Genomic DNA, 20,481 nt, shown 5'->3' with positions numbered 1-20,481 from the left:
GTCGTGACTGCACGCGGCTGGGTTCTGTTCGCCGCGATGAGTGTCATCTGGGGCATCCCGTATCTGTTGATCAAGGTGGCCGTCGACGAGGTGTCGGTGCCGGTGCTGGTGTTCACCCGATCGGCGGTCGGTGCGCTACTGCTGCTGCCGCTGGCACTGTCCCGCGACGCCCGCACGTTGCTGCGCCGGCACTGGAAAGCGGCGGCGGCGTTCGCGTTCTTCGAAATGATCGCGGCCTGGCTGCTGCTCTCGGACGCCGAGCGGCACCTGACGAGTTCCCTGACCGGGCTGCTGATCGCCGCCGCGCCGATCATCGCGGCGGCGCTCGACCGGCTGACCGGCGGCGAACGGCTGGGTCCGCTGCGGATGGCCGGACTCGGCCTCGGGTTGGCGGGGGTCGCGGTGCTGGCCGGACCCGGCCTGTCCGCCGGTGGCGCCTGGCCAGTGATCGAGGTGCTGCTGACGGCGACGTGTTATGCCATCGCGCCGCTGATCGCCGCGCGCTATCTGGCCGACGTGCCCGGCCCCGCGCTGACGTCGGCCTGCCTGGGGCTGGCGGCGCTGGTGTATCTCGTCCCGGCGGCGCTGACCTGGCCACAGCATGGGCTGACCGGGCATGCGTATGCCGCCATCGCTGCGCTGGCGGGCATCTGCACGGCGCTGGCGTTCGTGGTGTTCTTCGCACTGATCCGGGAGGTGGGGCCCACCCGGGCGCTGCTGTTCACCTATGTCAACCCCGCGGTGGCGCTGATCGCCGGGGTGACGCTGTTGAGCGAGCCGCTGACCTGGTTCCACATCGCCGGGCTGGTGTTGATCCTCACCGGTTCGGTGCTGGCCAGCCGGGTTGGCGCCCGGGATGGCGCTCAGAATCCGTCAAAAAACGTCGCCGACGAGTAGCCGGCAGGCGACGTCGACGTCGGCCAGTGCATCTTCTGGCCGCAGCGCGCCGCCGACCGTCCACGTCAGGATGCCGAATGCGGCCTGCTGCACCAGCCGGGAGCGGCGCACCTGTTCGGCAGTGGGGTGGTCGATGCCGGCGATCTCGAGGATGAGCTCGCGCAGGGCGGGATCGTCGGGCGCATCGGCCTGAGCGCGCACGATCTGGGTGGAGGTGATCATCGCGTGCGCAAGATGCTTGTGGCGCAACAGGTTTCGGCACGCGGCGACCATCAGACTGGCGATGTCGCCGGCGGCGTCACCGCTGGGCGGCGGCGGGCGGAAGCGGGCCACCTGGTCGTCGAGCACCGCGGCGAACACGTGATGCTTGGACGGGTAGTAGCGGTAGAGCGTCCGCAACGCGACGCCCGCGTCGGCGGCGATCTCCTGGGCCTGGATCCGGTCGATCTCCTTGACCGAACCGAGCCGCGAGGCGGCGGACAGGATGGCGCCACGGCGATTCTCCTGGTCATCGGTCGCCGGCCGGGCCGGCGCCCGGGGCTCTCCGATCCGCGGCATGCGTCTCAGTATCCGGTATGGGCCTACTCGCCGCGCACCTGTACCGATCAGCGAGACCCTGGTCACGGGTTGGGCCGGCACGGGTGACGATCGGTGTGTGTCGTATGCGAAGTACGGTCCGTGGGCGGTCATCGCCGGCGGTTCCGAAGGCGTGGGTGCCGAATTCGCCCGCCTGCTGGCCGAGGCGGGCGTCAATCTCGTTCTGGTGGCCCGCAAGCCGGAGCCGTTGGCGGCGACGGCGTCGGCATGCCGTGTGCTCGGAGTCGAAGTGCGAACGCTGGCAACCGATCTCGTCGATCCAGCTGCGGTCGCCGAGCTGAGTGCGCTGACCGATGAGCTTGAGGTCGGTCTGTTCATCTACAACGCCGGCGCCAATACCTGCAGTGCGGAGTTCCTTGACGCCGAGCTCGCCGATTTCCAGCGGGTGGTCGAGCTCAATATCACCACGATGATGGCGCTGACCCAGCATTACGGCCGGCTGATGCGCGAGCGTCGGCGCGGCGGCATCCTGCTGGTCGGGTCGATGTCGGGATATCTGGGATCGGTGCGCCACACGGTGTACGGCGGGGTGAAGGCCTATGGGCGGATCTTCGCCGAGGGACTGTGGCTGGAGTTACGCGACCATGGCGTCGACGTGCTGGAGCTGGTTCTCGGGGTGACCCGCACGCCCGCGATGGAGCGGGTGGGCCTCAACTTCGATGTGCCCGGCATGCGGGTGGCCGATCCGGCGGACGTCGCCAGGGAAGGGCTCGAGCAGCTGCCGAACGGTCCGGTGTTCGTCGCCGGTGGTAACGCCGAAGACGTTGCGCGGCGCAATGATCCGGATCGCACGAAAGTGGTCGCCGGCGCGCACCGGATGATGCAGAAGTTGATGGGGCTGAGCTAGTTGTTCGCGCCGGCCAGTGCCCGGGCGATCCGTGCCGCCGATGCGGAAACCAACGGCTGACATCGCTGCGCGAGCACCCGGTCCGAGGTGACGATGCCGATCGCCGCGCGCGAGCCGATCGTCGCCGCCACCGACAACATCGGGGCGGTGTAGTCGCCGCTGCGCACCACGACGCGCCTGCGGACCTTGTGCAGCTCGCCCCACCATGCCGCGTCGGGCTCCCAGCCACGCACGTGACTCAGCTCGGCCACCACATCCTCGGGCGAGAGGCCGGCCAGCGCGGCGACGCCGAGCGCCACCCGATGAGCCGGGATGCGCACACCGACCGACGTCGGCACCTGGCGAGCCGACGGCCCGCCCAGCTTGTCCAGATGAACGATCTCGCCGCGATCGAGCAGACCCAGATGCACTACCGCGCCCGTGCGCAGTTGCATTTCGTGCAGCACCGGCGCCGCGATCGACCGCAGCCGGACATCGGCGCCGTCGCCGGCACCCCACGCTGACGTGCGCGCCCCGAGCCGGTAACCCCGGCCGGAGTGGGTCAACCACTGCAGGCGCACGAGCTGGTCGAGGATGCGGTGCGTCGTCGAGCGCGGCAGGTGCGCCCGCGCGGCGATCTGATCCAGCGTCAGCCCTGCGGAAGTGTCCTCAAAGGCATCGATGATGGCCGTGAACCGATCCAGCATCGATGCGGGAGCAGTGTCAGTCAAAGCCGCGGTCATCAGCACTCCTGTCCGCTTGGCGAGAATTCGTTCTACCGCACCGTAGCGGTCCCGATCACCGGGACGCAAGCATTCCGCCGGTGTGGCGCCGGTTAGAACAGCACTGTGCGGATCGGACTGTCGACGCCGATGGTGATGCAGTTGCCCGGGGTGTCCTCGGAGTGGGAGACGGACGCCGACATTGCCGACCTGGCCCGCATCGCGCACACCGCCGACGAGCTGGGCTTCGACCACATCACCTGCGCCGAGCACATCGCCTTGCCCGTTGCCGAAGGCGCTGCGCGCGGCCTGACCTACTGGGATCCGCTCTCGACGCTCGGCTTTCTGGCCGCGCACACCAGCCGGATTTCGCTGACGACGTCGGTGGTCGTGCTCGGCTATCACCACCCGTTGGAGATCGCGAAGCGCTTCGGCACGCTGGACCGGCTCAGCGGAGGCCGGCTGGTACTCGGCGTCGGTGTCGGCTCATCGGCCGAGGAGTTCGAACTGCTGGGCGCGACGTTCGACGGCCGCGGCGAACGCGCCGACGACGCCATCCGCGCGCTGCGTGCGTCGCTGTCCACCACCCGGCCCAGTTACCAGGGCACCCACTACCAGTTCGACGGCTTCGCCGTGGAGCCCTGCGCCGTGCAGCCGCGGGTGCCGATCTGGGTCGGCGGGTACACCAAGCGGTCGCTGCGCCGGGCGGTCGGGCTCGCCGACGGCTGGATGCCGTTCGGGCTGGGCAACGCCGAGATCGAGGCCATGCTGGCCGGAATCGACGCGCCGCCCGGCTTCGAGGTGGTGCTGTCCACCGGGTATTCCGTCGATCCGATCGCCGATCGCGATCGAACCAGCAAGCGCCTCACCGCATTACGCGATGCCGGCGCCACCACCGTCACGGCTTCGGTGACCGCCGACTCCCCCGACCACTATTGCGATCAACTCGCCGCGCTACGGGAGCTGGCCGACGAGCTCTAGAGAGGAAAGCGCTGTGAGTGACACCCTGGAGAACCTCGAAAGACGCCTCAAAACCCTTGAAGACGAACGGGATGTCGCGCGGCTCATCGCCTCCTACGGGCCGCTGGTCGACTCCGGTGACCCCGACGCCGTCGCCGCGCTCTGGGCCGTCGACGGCGGCTACGACACCGGCGACTGGACGATGTCCAGCCGCGCCGACGTCGCCGCGATGGTGCGCTCCGAGGAACACCGGGGGTTGATCGCCCGGGGCTGCTGCCACTTCTTCGGTCCGCCAGCCGTCACTGTCGACGGCGACGAGGCCGTTGCGATCTGCCAGTCCATGCTGCTCGTGCGCCGGGAGCCGCGCGGCTACAACGTCGGTCGTGCCGGCGTGCACCTGATACGGCTGCGCCGGGCAGCGCACGGCTGGGAGATCGTCAGCCGCACCGCCCGCCAACTCGACGGCAGCGGTCAGGCCAACGAACTGATCTCGGCCGGATTGGCCGGTGACGCGCGATGAGCGGCGCGCTGGACGGCAAGGTCGCGCTGATCACCGGCGCCGGCGCAGGGATCGGCGCCGGTATCGCCCGCAGGTTCGCCGACGAGGGCGCCCGGGTGGTGGTGGCCGAATTCGACCCCACCAACGGGACCGCGGTAGCCGATGAGATCGGTGGACTGTTCGTCGCCACCGACGTGTCCGACCGCAACCAGGTCGAAAGTGCGGTCGCCGCAGCCATTTCCGAATACGGGGCCATCGATGTTCTGGTGAACAACGCCTGGGGCGGCGGTGGGATCGGGCGGGTGGAGAACAAGACCGACGACGAGCTCGCCCACGGTTTCGCGGTGGGCTACTACGGTCCGCTGTGGGCCATGCGCGCGGCCTTCGGCCACATGAAGGAGCGCGGCTGGGGCCGCGTGATCAACATGTGCAGCCTCAACGGCGTCAACGCCCACATCGGCTCCCTGGAATACAACTCGGCCAAGGAAGCGCTGCGCGCCCTGACCCGCACCGCCGCCAGGGAATGGGCGCCGACCGGGGTGACCGTCAACGCCATCTGCCCCGCCGCCAAAAGCCAAGCCTTCCTTGCGATTACCGCGCAGCATCCGGAGATCGCGGCGATTGCCGACGCCGCCAACCCGATGGGCCGGATGGGCGATCCGTACGAGGACATCGCTCCGGTCGCGGTGTTCCTGGCCAGCGAAGGATCGCGATACCTCACTGGCAACACGCTTTTCGTCGACGGCGGCGGCCACATCAACGGCGTCGCCTGGGCCCCGGATCTAGGGCCGCAGTAGCACCGGGATCGACCGTGGTGTGATAGTCACTCGCAGATGCCCTGGGGGCGTGCGCTCATTCCGGGAACCCGATGGTCTTGATGTGCAGATACTCCACGAATCCCTGATCTCCGTTGCGGTATCCCAGCCCCGACTGCCTGGTGCCGCCGAACGGGCTGCTGATGCCGAAATGGCTCTTCCCGTTGATGCTGACGTTCCCGGTGCGCATCCGCATCGCCACGTTGAGCGCCCGCTCGACGTCGGCACCGGACACTTCCCCCGACAGCCCGTAGATCGAGTTGTTGGCGATGTCAATGGCCTCGTCATCACTGTCGTACGGAGTCACGGTCAGCACAGGGCCGAAGATCTCCTCTTGGGCTACAAGCGAATTGGGGTCGACATCGGCCAGCAGCGTCGGCTGTACGTAGTAACCGGTGGGCAGACCCTCCGGAATGCCTCCGCCGGTGATCAGCCGGGCACCGGAGTCCTGACCCGAGCGAATCAGGCCAAGAACCTTGTTCCGCTGCGCCTCGCTGATCTGAGGTCCCTGCATAATGCCAGGCACCCAGGGATCACCAAGGGGAAAATTCTCCATGGCGGCCTTGAGGATCGCCACGCCGTCGTCGTATCTGCCGCGCGGCAACAGGATCCGCGACGGCAATATGCAACTTTGGCCGGACATCACACAAGCCATCATGGCCGCCAATGGCAACGCCGAGTCGAAGTCGGCGTCGTCGAGCACGATATGGGCCGACTTGCCACCGAGTTCCAACAATGTCTTCTTCACCGTCGGCGCGCCGGCGGCCAGAATCGCTCGACCCGTCGCGGTCGAACCGGTGAACGTGATCATGTCAACCCGCGGATCGGCAGATAGGGCCGCACCCACCTGGTTGGCGTTGGAGGTGACGACGTTGAACACCCCCGCTGGGATGTCGGTTTCCTCAGCGATGATCCGTCCCAGTTCGCTGCCCGACCAGGGCGTCAGCTGTGCGGGTTTGAGCACCACGGTGTTGCCGGCGATCAAGGCCGGCACGGTTTCGGCGATGTTGAGGTACAGCGGTACGTTCCACGGCGTGATCGCGCCGACCACGCCGAGCGGCTCGTAATGCAGCCAGCGCCGGGCCGGGCCCAGCGCGGTGTCGTGCAGACCGGTGTCGGGCAGATACTCGAAGTCACGGCCGTGCTGGGCCCAGTGCTTGACCTCGTCGATCGGGCTTTCGATCTGTGAGCCGGTGACCGAGACCGGACATCCGACTTCGGTGATCAGGATGCGTCGTAGCCGTTCGGTATTGCGTTCGAGAGCCTCATGCAACTGCAACAGGCAGTGGTAACGGAAGTCGAGGTCGCGCGACCATTCCGTGGTGTCGAACGCCGTACGGGCCGCGCCGACCGCGCGCTCCATATCGGCGACGGTGCCGTCCGCCGCCTGACCGACCACTTCCTCGCTCGCCGGATGGACCACGTCGAACACCGCTTTCGCGGTGGCATCGACTAGTTCGCCGTCGATGAGCATCCGCCGCTCACCGGCCAACACGCCGCCCTCGGCTTGCACAGCAGTCATGATTCACCTCTCCGTGCCGCACGGGCATCAAAATTACTGTCGGACAGTTTGTTCCACCGCCCGACACACTGCCTCCACTCTACTAACATAGAGTAGAGCTCGGGCGTCATTCGCCGCAATTCGTCAGCTGCGTGGTGCTGGCCGGCGCAGTTTCGCAGCGGGCGGGGTGTTCGCGGCACGCACGGCAGTGCCAACGCCGTCGACGATGCCGCAGATCAACACGTCGAGTTCGGCGGCCGTTCTGATCCGGTGATCGCCCCTGTTGAACGCCAGCATGACACCGCTAATGAACGTCATGACGGCATATGCCTGTTCGTCGACGAGTACGGGATCGGGCTCGCCCTTCGGCTGCAGTCGAATGACCACGTCGCGAATCAAGGCGAAGAATTCCTCGTTGTAGCTGCTCAACGCCTCGTCGAGGTTGCCGTCTCGAGAAGCCTGCAGTGCAAGCTCATTGCGCGCCTTGGTCCTCATCAGACGGGCGCCGGAGGCGGAACGGATCACCAGATTCGAGAGCCCCCATGCCGGCGAGGACACCTCCGATTGCTCCGAACCGGCGGTGGCGGAGCTCAGATCCTTAAGGTCGAGTTCGGCGACACGGGCCGCCGCGGCGTTCACCAGCGCGGTCCGGGTCCGGAAGTAGAACGACGTCGTGCCGTCCGGCAGTCCCGCAGTGCGGTCCACCTTCAGATGGCTCAGGCCCTTCACACCATCGTGGGCAAGCAACCGGATCGCCACATCGCACAGTTCGCGACGACGTTGCTCGGGATTGGGTTTACGTCGCATGTCGATCGAGAAGTCTAGCTATCCCCGCGAAAATCCGTAACGCTCCCGGCGGTTCCCTTCCTTCTCTATCATCGTAGAGTTACCGGAATCCGATCGCGGTCGCTGTAGCGCGATGATGGCAGGGGGCCTGTGAAACTCGTCTTCAATCTCCCGCACATGTTGCGACTCAAAGCGATGTCGCAACCATGGGAAGCCGCGGTCACCGGCGCCGACCAGGCTCGCATGGTCAAGTGCGCAGACCAGTGGGGTTACGACATGGTCGCTGTGCCAGAGCATTTCATTATTCCCAACGACCACGTCGAGCTGTCAGGCCCGCATTATCTGCATTCCACGGTGGCCCAAGCCTATATCGCCGGCGCCACGGAGCGGATACGCGTGAACTCCTGCATCACCGTGCTCCCCTTGCAACACCCGGTGGTGTTGGCGAAGGCACTCGCGACGGCTGACTGGATGAGCACCGGTCGTATGATGGTGACCTTCGGAGTCGGCTGGCTCAAGCCGGAGTTCGACGTGCTCGGCGTTCCGTTTCACGAGCGCGGCCGCATCGCCGACGAATACCTGGCGGCGATTGTGGAGCTCTGGACCAGCGCGACACCGCGGTTCGACGGGAAATACGTGCAGTTCGACGACGTCGCGTTCGAGCCCAAGCCAATACAGAAACCCCACCTGCCCATCTGGATCGGCGGTGACGCCGACGCCGCATTACGACGAGCGGCCAAGTACGCGTCGGGCTGGTGGTCGTTTCTGACGCCACCCGACCAGCTCGCGGAGCGAGTGGACTTCATCAAATCCCAGCCCACTTATGACGGAAGGCCTTTCGACGTCGTCCACGGGATGTCGACCGCCCGCGTCGGCGAGGGACACACCGTGCGTGACGACCAGCACGGCCGGCCGGGCATGAGCGCCGAAGAAATCGTGGACCGATTGAGTTGGCTTGGCGAACAGGGTGTCACGGTAAGCGCAGTCCCCCTGCCGACGGTGCGCGGCGTCGACGAGTACCTGGACTACGCCCAGTGGGTGATCGAGGAGATCAAACCGAAAGTCCCCTGACGCCGACCACTAACGAATCGGCAGACCGGTCAACCTGCGCGCGATCACCAGGCGCTGAATCTCGCTGGTGCCCTCGAAGATCGTGAAGATCTTGGCGTCGCGGTGCATCCGCTCCACCGGGTAATCGCGGGTGTAGCCGTTGCCGCCGAGGATCTGGATGGCCTCGTCGGTGACGTACACCGCCGTCTCGCTGGCGTGCAGCTTGGCCATCGAACCCTCGGCCGAGGTGAACGGTTTGTTGTTGCGCTGCATCCAGCCGGCCCGCCAGATCAGCAGCCGGGACGCGTCGATGCGGCTCTTCATGTCCGCCAGCTTGAACCCGATCGCCTGGAAGTCGCCGATCTTGCGACCGAATTGCTCACGCTCACAGGCATATTCAAGGGCATACTCGTAGGCGGCCCGGGCTACGCCCAGCGCCATCGCGCCGACAGCAGGCCGAGTGCGTTCGAAGGTCGCCATCGCGGCCTGCGTGGAGGTGCGCTGCCCTTCCCTGGCTTTCGCCGTCCGCTGCTCGAAGCGTTCCAGCCCACCGAGGATCAGGTCGCCCGGTACGCGCACGTTGTCCAGCACCACCTCGGCGGTGTGCGAGGCGCGGATGCCGTGCTTCTTGAACTTCTGCCCCTGGGAGAAGCCGGGCGTGTTCGGCGGAATGATGAACGTGGCCTGGCCCCGGGTGCCCAGGTCGGGATGGACCGAGGCCACCACGATGTGGACGTTGGCGATGCCACCGTTGGTGGCCCAGGTCTTGGTGCCGTTCAGCACCCATTCGTCGGTGGCCTGCTCGTAGCGGGCGCGGGTGCGCACCGAGCCGACGTCGGAGCCGGCGTCGGGTTCCGAGGAACAGAACGCGGCCAGATGCGGATCCCCGGGCGTGCCGAACATCTCGGGCAGCCAGTGCCCGATCTGTTCCGGCGTGCCATTGGCGGCCAGCGCGGCCGCGGCGAGTCCGGTGCCAAGGATCGACAGCCCGATACCGGCGTCGCCCCAGAACATCTCCTCGAACACGGTGAGGATTCCGATGCCGGAGGGCTCGGTCGACATCTCGGCGAACAATTCAGGGGTGTAGAGGCCGACCTTCGCGGCCTCCTGGATCAGCGGCCAGGGCGTTTCCTCGCGCTCGTCCCATTCGGCGGCCGCGGGTCGCACCACGTCGGCCGCGAACTGGTGCACCCAATCCCGGACGGTGGCGACTTCTTCAGGCACATCAAGGGAGAAAGTCATGACGGTCTAGCTCCGGATCAAGTCGTACCGCGTCGGCCGGCATCGGATGACGACGACCAGACTGCAGTCGGCGGTAAAGCTCCTACGGTGAACAACTGTACACCGAACCGCGATGAATTCCGCCTGCGACATGCGTCACACGTGCATGTCCACGTTAGGCGGGTTGCGTCACGAAATCGATGAGTTCCTCGACCCGGCCGATCAGCGCCGGCTCCAGGTCGGTCCAGTCCCGCACCGAGGATCGGATGCGTTGCCAGGCCCTGGCGATATCGGCCTGGTCGCGGTGCGGCCACCCCAGCGCCGCGCAGATCCCGTGCTTCCATTCGATGCTGCGCGGCACCGTCGGCCACTCCTTCAGGCCCACCCGCTCGGGTTTGACGGCCTGCCAGATGTCGACGTAAGGATGGCCGACAACCAGCGTGTGCGCCCCGCCCGGCCCGCGCCGCACCGTGTCGGCGATCCGGGCCTCCTTGGACCCTGCCACCAGGTGGTCGACCAGCACACCCAGGCGTCGCCCCGGCGCAGGCCGGAACGACTCGACGATGCCGGCCAAGTCGTCGACGCCGCCGAGGTACTCCACGACGACACCCTCGACCCGAAGATCGTCACCCCACACCTGTTCGACGAGTTCGGCGTCGTGACGGCCCTCGACGTAGATGCGGCTGGCGAGCGCGACCTTGGCGCGGGCGTCGGCGACCTTCACCGAACCCGACTTGGTGCGCTGCGCGGCAGGCGCCGAGCGGCGCAGCCCGGTCAGGATCACCGGCTTGCCCTCGAACAGAAACCCGGGGCCCAGCGGGAACACGCGCCGTCGACCCTTGCGGTCCTCGATCTCGACCCGCGACCCTTCGACGCCGACAACCGCACCGACGAATCCGGATTGCGGGTCTTCGACGACCATTCCCAGCTCGACGGCCTGTTCTGTCGAACGGGGCTTGCCCGAGTTGTGCGGGTTGTTGGCCAGTACGTCGGCGCCATAGCGATCAGCCACCCGGCGATCGTAGAAGCCGTGCCCGCGAATGCGGCCATGACGCGCGGCGCGTCGACATATCCTCCTCGAGACCACAGAAGGGCTCGACAGTGCTCAAAGTTGTAGTGCCACCTGACTTGATGGGCGGCGACGTCGCCGAGGGTTACGGGAAGGTCGCCGACGCGTTCCGGCGCAACCTCGCCTCCGGCGCCGAAGTCGGGGCCGCCGTCGCCGTCTACCGGGACGGGGTCAAGGTCGTGGATCTGTGGGGCGGCTATAGGGACGGAGTGGCGAAAACCACGTGGCAGCCCGACACCATGGTCAACATGTTCTCCACCACGAAGGGGATCACCGCGCTGACCTTCGCCGTGGCGGTGTCGAAGGGCTTACTGTCCTACGACGCCAAAGTCGCCGACTACTGGCCGGAATTCGCCCAAGGCGGCAAGGGTGACGTGACTGTGCGCCAACTGCTCGCCCATCAGGCCGGTCTGCCCGCACTCACCCCTGCACCAAGCCTGGCCGATATCACCGACCCGGCCCGACTGGCACCGATACTGGCCCGCCAGCCACCCGCGTGGCCGCCGGGGACTCGGCACGGCTACCACGCGATCACGTTGGGCTGGTACCAGTCCGAGCTGATTCGCCGTACCGATCCGGCCGGGCGCACGGTGGGCCGGTTCCTGGCCGAGGAGATCGCCGCACCGCTGGGATTGGATCTGCACATCGGGCTGCCTGCCGACGTGGACCGTGCCCGCGTTGCGACGCTGCACCAGTGGAAGCGGTCCGAAATACTGCGGCATCTCAACGTGATGCCGGCCGGCTTCGTCGTTGCCGCGCTCAACCCCGTCGGTCTGTCCGCCCGCGCCACCAACGTCCCGAGCGACGTCAAGCCGTGGGACGGCGACTACAACCGCGACGAGGTGCGTTCCGTGGAGATGCCGTCCAGCAATGGGATCGGCACGGCACGGGCGGTGGCCAACCTCTATGGCGCCGCCGCGGCGGGAGGCGCCGAAATCGGTCTGAGCAAGGACGTTCTGGATCAGCTGACCGCCCCGGCGAGCATCCCCAGCGGCGGGACCCGTGACAGGGTGCTGAACGTCGATCTGCAGTTTTCCCTCGGCTTCAGCAAGCCGATGCCGAATGTGCATTTCGGATCGTCCGACAACGCTTTTGGCACACCAGGTTTCGGCGGATCGTTCGGGTTCGCCGACCCCGACACAGGGGTCGGATTCGGCTACGTCATGAACAAGCTCGGCTTCCACCTGTACAGCGACCCGCGCGAGCTTGCCCTGCGCCAAGCGGTGTTTCGCGACGTACTCGGAGTGCGCCCGCAGTCCTAGACGGACGCCATCTCGTCGATGACGGCGTGGATGAAGCGCATCTTCTCCAGGACCGGCACCGGCAGCACGAACGGGTAGAGATCGTCCTTGCCCATCGACCGGTTCACCATGTTCAGCGACCAGGACAACGGCAGCCACATCTCGATAATATTGTCGAACCCGCTGGGCCCCAACACTCTTCGCTCGTAGGTGGCGTTGGCCGGGGCCAGCCCGAAGGCCGCGGCGGTGTCGAGAGTGTCGCGGATGTGCAGGTAGTGCGCGAACGTCTCGGCCCAATCCTCGGCGGCATGCATGGTGGCATACGAGGAGACGTAGTTTTTCTTCCAGCCCTTCGGCGGGCCCTCGTTGTAGTGGCGGTCCAGCGCGGCCTGGTAGTCGGCGTCGGGATCGCCGAACAATTCGTTGAACCGCTCCAGGTGCGGCGGTGAGTTACCGACCAGCCGGTAGAAGTAGTAGTGGCCGATCTCGTGGCGGAAATGGCCGAGCAGCGTGCGATACGGCTCATCCATCGAGGTGCGCAACTGCTCACGGTGGACGTCGTCGCCCTCGGCGAGATCCAGTGTGATCACGCCATTGTCGTGGCCGGTGAACACCTTTTCCTTGGCGCTGGACAACAGATCGAAGGTCAGCCCGTACTCCGGATCCTCGTCGCGCCCGACGATCGGCAGCTTGAGTTCCTGGAGCTCGGCGATCAGGCGCCGCTTGGCCCGCTCGGCCAGTGCAAAGGCTGCCATCGCGGCCTTGTCGTCATCGTCCGGCCGGGTGCGGGTGAGCCGACACGACGCACACAACTGGCGGATGGGCTGCACCTTGACCAGCCAGTTGCATTCGGCCAGATACAGATTGGCGCACAGTTGATAATCGGCGGCGTCGACAGCCCCGCCGTGCTCACTGCCCTCACCGGAAGCGATCACCAGAAATGCCATATCGTCCAAGGAGAATCCCAGCCTGCTGCTGCACGACAGGCAGACCGAGTTCTCAAAAGCCAGATGCTGGCCGCAGTTGGGGCAGATGAAATCACGCATGGAGCACGCCCTCGTCGTATGGTGCGACGTCTACCGAGACCTTGATGACGCTCTTCTCGGAATCCGTGTAGATGATGCCCCGCAGCGGCGGGATGTCGGCGTAGTCGCGACCCCAGCCGACGGTGATGTAGCGCTCGTCGACCAAATTGTCATTGGTGGGATCAAGCCCGAGCCAATCGTTTTGCGGAGTCCACACCGCGGCCCAGGCATGGGTGGCGTCTACGCCGTACATCCGTTCCTTTCCCGGCGGCGGGTCGGTGGCGAGGTATCCCGACACGTAACTCGCCGCCAATCCGTTGGCGCGCAGGCAGGCGATCGCCAGCCGAGCGAAGTCTTGACATACCCCTTCGCGGGCCTGCAAAACCTCGCTCACCTGTGTGGACACCGTGGTGGAACCGGACTTGTAGGTGAAGTCGGAGAAGATCCGGGCATTGAGGTCGCGGAGGACCTCGACGAGTGGACGGCCCGGCGTGAAACTGAGCGCGGCGTATTCCCGTACTGCGTCGGTGATTTCGGCCGGACGCAGGTCGAGGGTGAACTCGGATGCCAGCGCTCCGTTGTGGCCGACGGGCCGAACGGCTTCCCAGGGAGCCGATGCCCAGCCCGCCTCGTAGAGCTCGGCCGGCGGCGGGTCAACCTCGACGACCGAACGACTGGTGACGGTCAGGGCGTCGTGGCGTTCGGTGATGTGGAAATAGGAACTGATGTTGCCGTACACATCGCGGCTGGTGGACCGATCGGCGGGGACGGGATCGATGTCGAGTTCGTAGGCCAGGCAACGTTGCCCGGTGGTGTCACGCGGGGTGAGGTGCCCACGGCCGTACGAACTGGTGACCACATCGGAGTAGCTGTACTCCGTGCGATGCGTGACCCGATAGGAGCGGGTCTGTGTTGATCCCCCGATCGCTTCGCTCATGGCACGACCCGGCGCTGGTCGGGTCCCCACAGCGGCTGCATGCCGCCGGGCAGGGACAGCTGGGCGCGGGTGATGACGTCGGACAGCTCCCGCAGCGCACTGTGAATCCAGCCCAGCAGCGCGTCGAGGTCGGCCCGGCGGCCCGTGTCGTCTACGGCTTCGAGGTCGGCCGGATTCAGCCTGCGCAGCCGCGTGCTGATGTCATCGACCAGCCGCTCCGGCCGCGACGAGCCCGACGCACCCGGCAGCGCGCGCAGGTTCAACCGCAGTCGTTCCAGTTGGTAGATCAGCGATCTGGGGTTCTCCCCGTCAAACAACACGAGGTCGGCCACAGCCGCCACACTAACCTTGCCCAGGTTGCGCCTGCGGTAGATCACCGAGGACTCACACACCACCAAGGCGGACTCGGTGATGGTCTGTTCGGCGTCCGGGCTGCGCGCGGTCGTCAGCGTCGCCCGCAGCAGCGCGGACAGCGCGAGCCCGCGCTCGATGCGCTTGCCGATGTCCATCATCGTCCAGCCGGCGTCGTGCACCATCGACTCGGCGGCCACCCCGGACAGCGCCAGCATGCCGGCCAGCGTCTGCTGCTGGGCCGTCGCCAGCTGAGTGTCGTCGGTGATCCGTGTCCCGCGGTGCGGGCCAGGCGCCGAGCCCGCCTGCTCGGCCAGCGCCCGCTCGACGGCGCCGAGCACCATCCAGGTGTCGTTGGACATCTGGTCGCGCACCGACCGAGCGGCCAGGCCGAGCCGTTCGACGGACTGGGCCAGCGACCCCGAGCGCATCCGGTCGACCGTCAGCGACCACAGCGTGCGCTGAGCGCCGGCCACCGCGTCGGCGTAGGTCCCGCCTGCCTCGGTGTCACTTCCGGTGAGCGCACCCAGCGCCCCGAGCAGAACGGGCACGCACTCGCTGCCCTCCATGTCCTGCCGGTAGCGGTATTCGTGATAGCGCTCGCGGGCCACGATCAGCAGGCGGGCCAGGTTCTCCGTCCGCTCGCCGTAGCGGCCCATCCAGAACAGGTCGGACAGCACCCGCGGCGAGCTGATGAACCGGGTCCCGCTGGGCAGGTCGACCGACGGGACGGTCAGCGTCTCGGCTGTCACCCGAGTCGGCGGCCGCACCCAGATATCCTTGGCAGCAAGAGTTTTCAGCTTGTAGGCGGCATTGCCGGGCGCCAGCACGTAGCCGAGCCCGCCGATCATCGGTGCGTACCCACCGCGCTGCGACACGGTGAACAACCGCAAGCCCACACTTGCTGCCGACAGCCCACCCGGGTAGTGGTCGGTGGGCGCCGAAGAGAATTGCGGGAGTTCCTGGCCGACCCATTCCCATGGCTGCGCCTCGATCCGGGCGGCCAGCTCGCTGCGCTGCGCGGTCGACAGCGCCGGACCCACGATGGTCTCGCCACCGACGGTCGACTTGATCAACAGGGTGTTCAGCCGCGCCAGCAGATGAGACCGCTCCCGCTCGAACCCGCCCCAGTACAGCTGCGGAGTGTCCAGCAACGGCTTCTCCCCCAGCAGCCGGTCGGCCAGCTGAGGAAGAAACCGTTGCAGCCCAGGGCTTTCCAGAATCCCGGCGCCGAGGGTATTGACTACTGTCACCGCGCCGCGGCGCTGCATCTCGACCAGGCCGACGACACCCAGGTGTGAGTCAGGTCGCAGATCCAGCGGGTCGGCGTAGTCGGCGTCGACCCGGCGAAGCACCACGTCGACCCGCTTCAAGGTGCCCAGCGACCGCATCCATAGCTTGCCGTCGCGCACCACCAGATCGGCGCTCTCGACGAGCGGGAAACCCAGTACCGACGCCAGGTAGGCCTGGTCGAACGCGGTCTCGGAGTGGATACCGGGGCTGAGCACCACGACCACCGGGTCCTCGGCGGCCTCGGGTGCGGCCTCGATGAGCGCCAGCCGCAGCGCCTGGGCGAACGGGGACGCCGGGCTCGGGCCGATGCGCTCGTAAACGTCGGGCACCGCGTGTGCCACCACCCGGCGATCGGCCAGCGCATAGCCGGCCCCCGACGGCGCCTGCGCCCAGTCGGCGTTGACCATGAACCGCGCGTCGGCAGCCCGACTCACGTCGCAGCCGAGCATGAACAGCTGATGCCGGCCTGGGTTCTCGATGCCACGCGCGGCGCGGATGTAGCCGGGATGGCCGAACAGCAACTGCGGCGGCAGAATCCCGCTGGTGATCGCGCGGCGCGCGCCGTACAGGTCGGTCAGTACCCCATCGAGGATGCGGGACCGTTGCACCACACCGGCTTCCAGCGTCTCCCAGTCCGACGCCGAAAGCAGCAGCGGTATCCCGTCGAGATGCCATGGGCCGGGCATCGCGATGCCCTCTTCGTTGGTGACGGCCTCGCCGTCGTGGTCCAGCTCGATGTAGGTGATGCCGTCGTTGTCGACGAGCCCGCGGACCACACCGCGCAGCCGTTCCAGCCCGGCGCGACCGCGCTCGCCGATGAGGTCAGCGAGCTCCTGCCACGAGGGGCGGACGGTGCCGGTGGCGTCGACGAACTCGTCGTACCCGGTGCCGCCAAAGGTGCCGGCCCCGCCACGAAGGTCGAACAGCGTGTCCTGGGCGCGGGCGGCCCCGTAGCCGGCAAGCAACCGATCGGGGTCATGGCTGGGCCGGCTTAAGCCAGAACCGGCGGCCGACAGCGACAACGGCCCACCTCCTGACTGAAGTACTCCTGCAAACTTACGAGAATGGCCCGCCCCGACCACATTCGGGTCGGCCGTATCCATCAGTTCTGCAGCACTGTGCGCACCCGGCGCAGGTCGAGGATCCCCGCGGCGCCGACGTCGGTCGATTGCCGGGCCTGCTTCTCCCGGATGTCTGCGACGTCGACCTTGCCGGGAGTGAACCCGGTGGCCTCGAAGCGCCTGCCGCGCCGTGACTCGGCCTCGACGGCGTTGACCGGCGGGCTGTCGTAGGACCGGCCGCCAGGATGGGAGACGTGGTACGTGCAGCCGCCGCGGGAGGTGCCGGTGGCGGTGTCCACCAGCTCGAAGCGCAGCGGGCCGTCGACGGTGATCGTGGGATGCAGCGCGCTGGGCGGCTGCCACGCGCGGTAGCGGACCCCGCCGACCTGGATGTCGGGGTTGTCGGTGGCCAGCATCGGGACCGGGTAGCCGTTGCAGGTCAACACGTGGCGCTGCCGATCGGCGCCGATGGTGCGCACCTGGATCCGCTCCACCGAGGAGTCGACGTAGCGCGCGGTGCCGGTGCCGGCGGATTCCTCACCCAGGGTGTTCCACGGTTCGATGGCGCCACGCAGCTCGATCTCCACATGGTCGAACACCGCCGTGCCGATCCGCGGGAACCGGAATTCGGTGAACGGGTCCAGCCAGCTGGTGTCGAAGTTGATGTCGTGTGCCCGCAGGTCGGCGGCCACATCGGCGATATCGTGAATGATGTAGTGCGGCAACAGATATCGGCCGTGCAGGTTCTGCCCGTGCCGGATCAGCGGGGCCCGCAGCGGCTGCTCCCAGAACCGGGCCACCAGCGCGCGCACCAGCAGCGACTGCACCATCGCCATCTGGTAGTGCGGTGGCATCTCGAAGCCACGCAGCTCCAGCAGGCCCAGCCGGCCGCGGGGGCTGTCGGGGCTGTAGAGCTTGTCGATGCAGAACTCGGCGCGGTGAGTGTTGCCCGTGATGTCGGTGAGGAGGTGGCGCAGCGCCCTGTCTGTCACCCACGCAGCGGAGCTTTCGGATTCTGCCGCGGTCAGCCGGGCGATCTCGGCGAAGGCGATCTCGAGTTCGTACAGCGCCTCGGAGCGGCCTTCGTCGACTCGGGGGGCCTGCGATGTGGTGCCGATGAAGCGCCCGGAGAACAGATACGACAGCGCAGGGTGGCGCTGCCAGTAGGTCAGCAGCGACACCAGGAGGTCCGGCCGGCGCAGCAGCGGTGAGTCGGCCGGGGTGATGCCGCCCAGCGTGATGTGGTTGCCACCGCCGGTGCCGCCGTGGGTGCCGTCGAAGTCGAACGACTCGGTCGACAGCCGGGCCTTGCGGGCCTCGTCGTAGAGGGTCGCCAGTTGGTCGCGCTGGTCGGCGAAACTCGTGCTGGGCGCCACGTTGACCTCGATGACACCGGGGTCCGGTGTGACTGACATGGATTCCAGCCGCCCGTCGGACGGCGGCCCGTAGCCCTCGATCACCACCGCGCAGCCGACCTTGGCCGCGGCCGACTCCACCCGGGCGATCAGGTCGACGAAGTGTTCCAGCTCCTCGGTGGGCGGCAGGAAGATGTAGAGCAGCCCGTCGCGAACCTCGGCGACCATGGCAGTGGTGGGTGCGTCGTCGGCGTCGTCCACGGCCGCGTCGGCGCTCTCGGGATCCACCGGCAGCGTCCGACGCCCGCTGGCGATCGGATCGGCGGGCACCGACGGGCGCGGCGGCTCCCAGCTGATCGAGCCCAGCGGCAGCCGCAGCCCGGCAGGCGAATCACCGTCCAGCAGCACGATACGGCCGCGGCGAAGCCGCCAGTCGGCACTGGCCCAGCCTGCGTCGTCGTCGCGGCGATGCACCGGCAGCAGGTAGGCCGCCGGATCGACGACCGACTCCTCCAGCAGGGCGAGCAGGTCCGCGCGGGCGGCCGGGCTGTCGTTTTGCAGATCTTCGTCGGGTTCGACCGGATCGCCGGCCGGCAGTCGGACCGCCTGGGCCAGCCGGCTCAACGCATCCTCGTACGCCGGGCGCACCTGGCTGGCCGGCAGTCCGAGACCCTCGGCGATCAACGACAGCACCTGCTGGGCGGCTTCGGGGTCCACCTCGTCGTGTTCGGTGCCCCACGGGTCAGCAAGCAGCGCGGGGTCGTTCCACAGCGGCTGGCCGTCGCGGCGCCAGTGGATTCCGATCTGCCAACGCGGCAACGGTTCTCCGGGATACCACTTGCCCTGGTTGCGCTGCACCAGACCGCCCGGCGCCCACACCGCCTTGAGCCGCGCGGCCAGCACCGATGCGCGTTCCCGCTTGTGCGGCCCGTCGGCGGCGGTGAGCCACTCCTCGTCGACCTGGTTGTCCACCGAGACGAATGTCGGCTCGCCGCCCATGGTCAGGCGGACGTCGCCATCGGTCAGCCGCTGATCGACGCGGACGCCGAGCGCGTTGATGGCCGCCCATGCCGCATCGGTATACGGCAGCGTGACCCGCGGGTCCTCGTGGACGCGGGTGACGATGTTGGCGAAGTCCAGGGTGGCCTCGGCCACGCCGGTGGAGCCGGTGATCGGCGCGGCCGACGATGGGTGCGGGGTGGCCGCCAGCGGGATGTGTCCCTCCCCGGCGAACAGTCCCGAGGTGGCGTCCAGCCCGATCCACCCGGCGCCGGGGATGTACACCTCGGCCCAGGCGTGCAGATCGGTGAAGTCCGCGGCCGGCCCGGACGGCCCGTCGAGGGCCTCGATGTCGGAGGACAGCTGCACCAGATAGCCGGACACAAACCGAGCGGCCAGGCCGAGCTCACGAAGGATCGACACCAGCAGCCAAGCGGAGTCGCGGCAGGAGCCGATCCCGGTCTGCAACGTGAAGTCCGGGGCCTGCACCCCGGCTTCCATCCGCACGCTGTAGCCGACGTCGCCGTTGACGGCGCGGTTGAGAGCGACCAGGAAGTCGATCGTCCGCGTGCCGGGCCTGACGACGAAATTGCGCACCCAGGACCGCACCAACTCCCCCGGACCCGAACCCTCCTCGGCCTCGTCGACGGGCCGCAGGTAGGGCTCGAGATCGTCCTTGAGCGCCTTGGTGTACGTGAACGGGAACGTCTCGGCGTAGTCCTCGATGAAGAAGTCGAACGGGTTGATCACCTTGAGATCGGCGATCAGGCCGACCTTGATGGTCAGCGTCCGCGTCCGGGTCGGAAAGACCAGCCGGGCCAGGAAGTTGCCGAACGCATCCTGCTGCCAGTTGACGAAGTGGTCAGCGGGCTCGACCTCCAGCGAGTACGCCTCGATCGGCGTGCGGGAGTGCGGCGCAGGCCGCAGGCGGACGACGTGCGGGTGCACCTCGACCAAGCGGTCGAAGGTGTAACTGGTGCGATGCTCCAGCGCCACTTTGATACCCATAGGCCGCTAATCCCACCACAACGCGCGCAGGCGCGCAGGACGCGACGGTTCTACAGGCGGGTGATCTTCTTTAACTACGCCGTCCACCGTTGGGAAGCACATCAGACTGCGCGTGTGTAGGCCGAATGGGGAAAGCAGGCTGCTCGCTGGGACCAGTCGTTGCCGTAGTGGTGGGCGTCGCGCTCGAAGTGGGCGTCGATGGGGCGCTATACGTCGGCGTCGAGCTGTACGTAGGCGCAGGGCTATCCGTCGTCCGCGGGCTGTCGGT

At 67.5% G+C, this 20,481-nt stretch carries 17 protein-coding genes; 7 read left to right on the top strand and 10 right to left on the bottom strand.

The features are described from left to right. Positions 1-3: 3 nt before the first annotated feature. Positions 4-897, top strand: a complete 894-nt coding sequence (locus SLQ31_RS22395; RefSeq protein ID WP_319436323.1) for a DMT family transporter — start codon at positions 4-6, stop codon at positions 895-897. On the opposite strand, the gene SLQ31_RS22390 is transcribed toward SLQ31_RS22395, so the two are convergent. Beyond that, positions 874-1,455: a TetR family transcriptional regulator gene (locus SLQ31_RS22390; RefSeq protein WP_319436322.1), complete on the bottom strand. Its 582-nt coding sequence runs from the start codon at positions 1,453-1,455 to the stop codon at positions 874-876. The two genes, SLQ31_RS22395 and SLQ31_RS22390, sit on opposite strands and share 24 nt — an antisense overlap. Before the next feature lie 97 nt (positions 1,456-1,552). Here SLQ31_RS22390 and SLQ31_RS22385 point away from each other — a divergent pair, with 97 nt between their 5' ends. Further along, entirely contained in the window at positions 1,553-2,341 is a 789-nt protein-coding gene (locus SLQ31_RS22385; protein ID WP_319436321.1) for an SDR family NAD(P)-dependent oxidoreductase, read from the top strand. On the opposite strand, the gene SLQ31_RS22380 is transcribed toward SLQ31_RS22385, so the two are convergent. Then, positions 2,338-3,063 (bottom strand): IclR family transcriptional regulator, encoded by a 726-nt coding sequence (locus SLQ31_RS22380; RefSeq protein WP_319436320.1) that lies wholly within the window; start codon positions 3,061-3,063, stop codon positions 2,338-2,340. The two genes, SLQ31_RS22385 and SLQ31_RS22380, sit on opposite strands and share 4 nt — an antisense overlap. Before the next feature lie 105 nt (positions 3,064-3,168). On the opposite strand from SLQ31_RS22380, the gene SLQ31_RS22375 reads away from it, so the two are divergent. From SLQ31_RS22375 to SLQ31_RS22365, 3 genes are read left to right on the top strand one after another with little or no spacing between them, the layout of a single operon-like run. Then, entirely contained in the window at positions 3,169-4,023 is an 855-nt protein-coding gene (locus SLQ31_RS22375) for an LLM class F420-dependent oxidoreductase (protein WP_319436318.1), read from the top strand. Positions 4,024-4,036: 13 nt separating this feature from the next. After that, a complete protein-coding gene (locus SLQ31_RS22370) occupies positions 4,037-4,522 on the top strand; it encodes a nuclear transport factor 2 family protein (RefSeq protein WP_319436316.1) in 486 nt (161 codons plus the stop codon). Beyond that, positions 4,519-5,298 carry an SDR family oxidoreductase gene (locus SLQ31_RS22365; protein WP_319436314.1) on the top strand — a complete coding sequence of 260 codons (780 nt, stop codon included), beginning with the start codon at positions 4,519-4,521 and terminating at the stop codon, positions 5,296-5,298. Before SLQ31_RS22370 ends, SLQ31_RS22365 begins: the two co-directional genes overlap by 4 nt. Positions 5,299-5,353: 55 nt before the next feature. Here SLQ31_RS22365 and SLQ31_RS22360 read toward each other — a convergent pair whose 3' ends face one another. After that, complete coding sequence (locus SLQ31_RS22360) at positions 5,354-6,838, bottom strand: aldehyde dehydrogenase family protein (RefSeq protein WP_319436312.1); 1,485 nt, start codon at positions 6,836-6,838, stop codon at positions 5,354-5,356. A gap of 123 nt (positions 6,839-6,961) precedes the next feature. Then, positions 6,962-7,624, bottom strand: a complete 663-nt coding sequence (locus SLQ31_RS22355; protein WP_319436310.1) for a TetR/AcrR family transcriptional regulator — start codon at positions 7,622-7,624, stop codon at positions 6,962-6,964. Between the two features lie 129 nt (positions 7,625-7,753). Between SLQ31_RS22355 and SLQ31_RS22350 the strand changes: the two genes are divergently transcribed. Then, positions 7,754-8,674 (top strand): TIGR03619 family F420-dependent LLM class oxidoreductase, encoded by a 921-nt coding sequence (locus SLQ31_RS22350; protein WP_319436308.1) that lies wholly within the window; start codon positions 7,754-7,756, stop codon positions 8,672-8,674. Between the two features lie 9 nt (positions 8,675-8,683). Here the strand turns inward: SLQ31_RS22350 and SLQ31_RS22345 are convergent, their stop codons facing one another. Together SLQ31_RS22345 and SLQ31_RS22340 are read right to left on the bottom strand one after the other, a co-directional pair. Beyond that, complete coding sequence (locus SLQ31_RS22345) at positions 8,684-9,895, bottom strand: acyl-CoA dehydrogenase family protein (RefSeq protein WP_319436306.1); 1,212 nt, start codon at positions 9,893-9,895, stop codon at positions 8,684-8,686. 154 nt (positions 9,896-10,049) lie between these two features. Then, positions 10,050-10,886, bottom strand: a complete 837-nt coding sequence (locus SLQ31_RS22340) for a DUF3097 domain-containing protein (RefSeq protein WP_319436304.1) — start codon at positions 10,884-10,886, stop codon at positions 10,050-10,052. Between the two features lie 119 nt (positions 10,887-11,005). On the opposite strand from SLQ31_RS22340, the gene SLQ31_RS22335 reads away from it, so the two are divergent. Next, positions 11,006-12,205, top strand: a complete 1,200-nt coding sequence (locus SLQ31_RS22335; protein ID WP_319436618.1) for a serine hydrolase domain-containing protein — start codon at positions 11,006-11,008, stop codon at positions 12,203-12,205. Here the strand turns inward: SLQ31_RS22335 and SLQ31_RS22330 are convergent. The 4 genes from SLQ31_RS22330 to SLQ31_RS22315 are packed head-to-tail and all read right to left on the bottom strand — an operon-like array spanning position 12,202 to position 20,213. Continuing rightward, positions 12,202-13,230: a putative zinc-binding metallopeptidase gene (locus SLQ31_RS22330; RefSeq protein WP_319436302.1), complete on the bottom strand. Its 1,029-nt coding sequence runs from the start codon at positions 13,228-13,230 to the stop codon at positions 12,202-12,204. The genes SLQ31_RS22335 and SLQ31_RS22330 overlap by 4 nt on opposite strands. After that, positions 13,223-14,146: a transglutaminase family protein gene (locus SLQ31_RS22325; RefSeq protein WP_319436300.1), complete on the bottom strand. Its 924-nt coding sequence runs from the start codon at positions 14,144-14,146 to the stop codon at positions 13,223-13,225. Before SLQ31_RS22325 ends, SLQ31_RS22330 begins: the two co-directional genes overlap by 8 nt. Further along, on the bottom strand, positions 14,143-16,893 hold the full coding sequence (locus tag SLQ31_RS22320; protein ID WP_413642754.1) for a circularly permuted type 2 ATP-grasp protein: 2,751 nt from the start codon (positions 16,891-16,893) through the stop codon (positions 14,143-14,145). The genes SLQ31_RS22325 and SLQ31_RS22320 overlap by 4 nt, the downstream gene beginning before the upstream one ends. After that, entirely contained in the window at positions 16,893-20,213 is a 3,321-nt protein-coding gene (locus tag SLQ31_RS22315) for a transglutaminase family protein (RefSeq protein WP_319436296.1), read from the bottom strand. Before SLQ31_RS22315 ends, SLQ31_RS22320 begins: the two co-directional genes overlap by 1 nt. Positions 20,214-20,481 lie beyond the last annotated feature (268 nt).

The organism is Mycobacterium sp. RTGN5, from assembly GCF_033804465.1.
Classification (GTDB): Bacteria; Actinomycetota; Actinomycetes; order Mycobacteriales; family Mycobacteriaceae; genus Mycobacterium.
The sequence above is the reverse complement of the archived record's forward strand: the minus strand, read 5'-3'. Positions and strand labels throughout refer to the sequence as shown.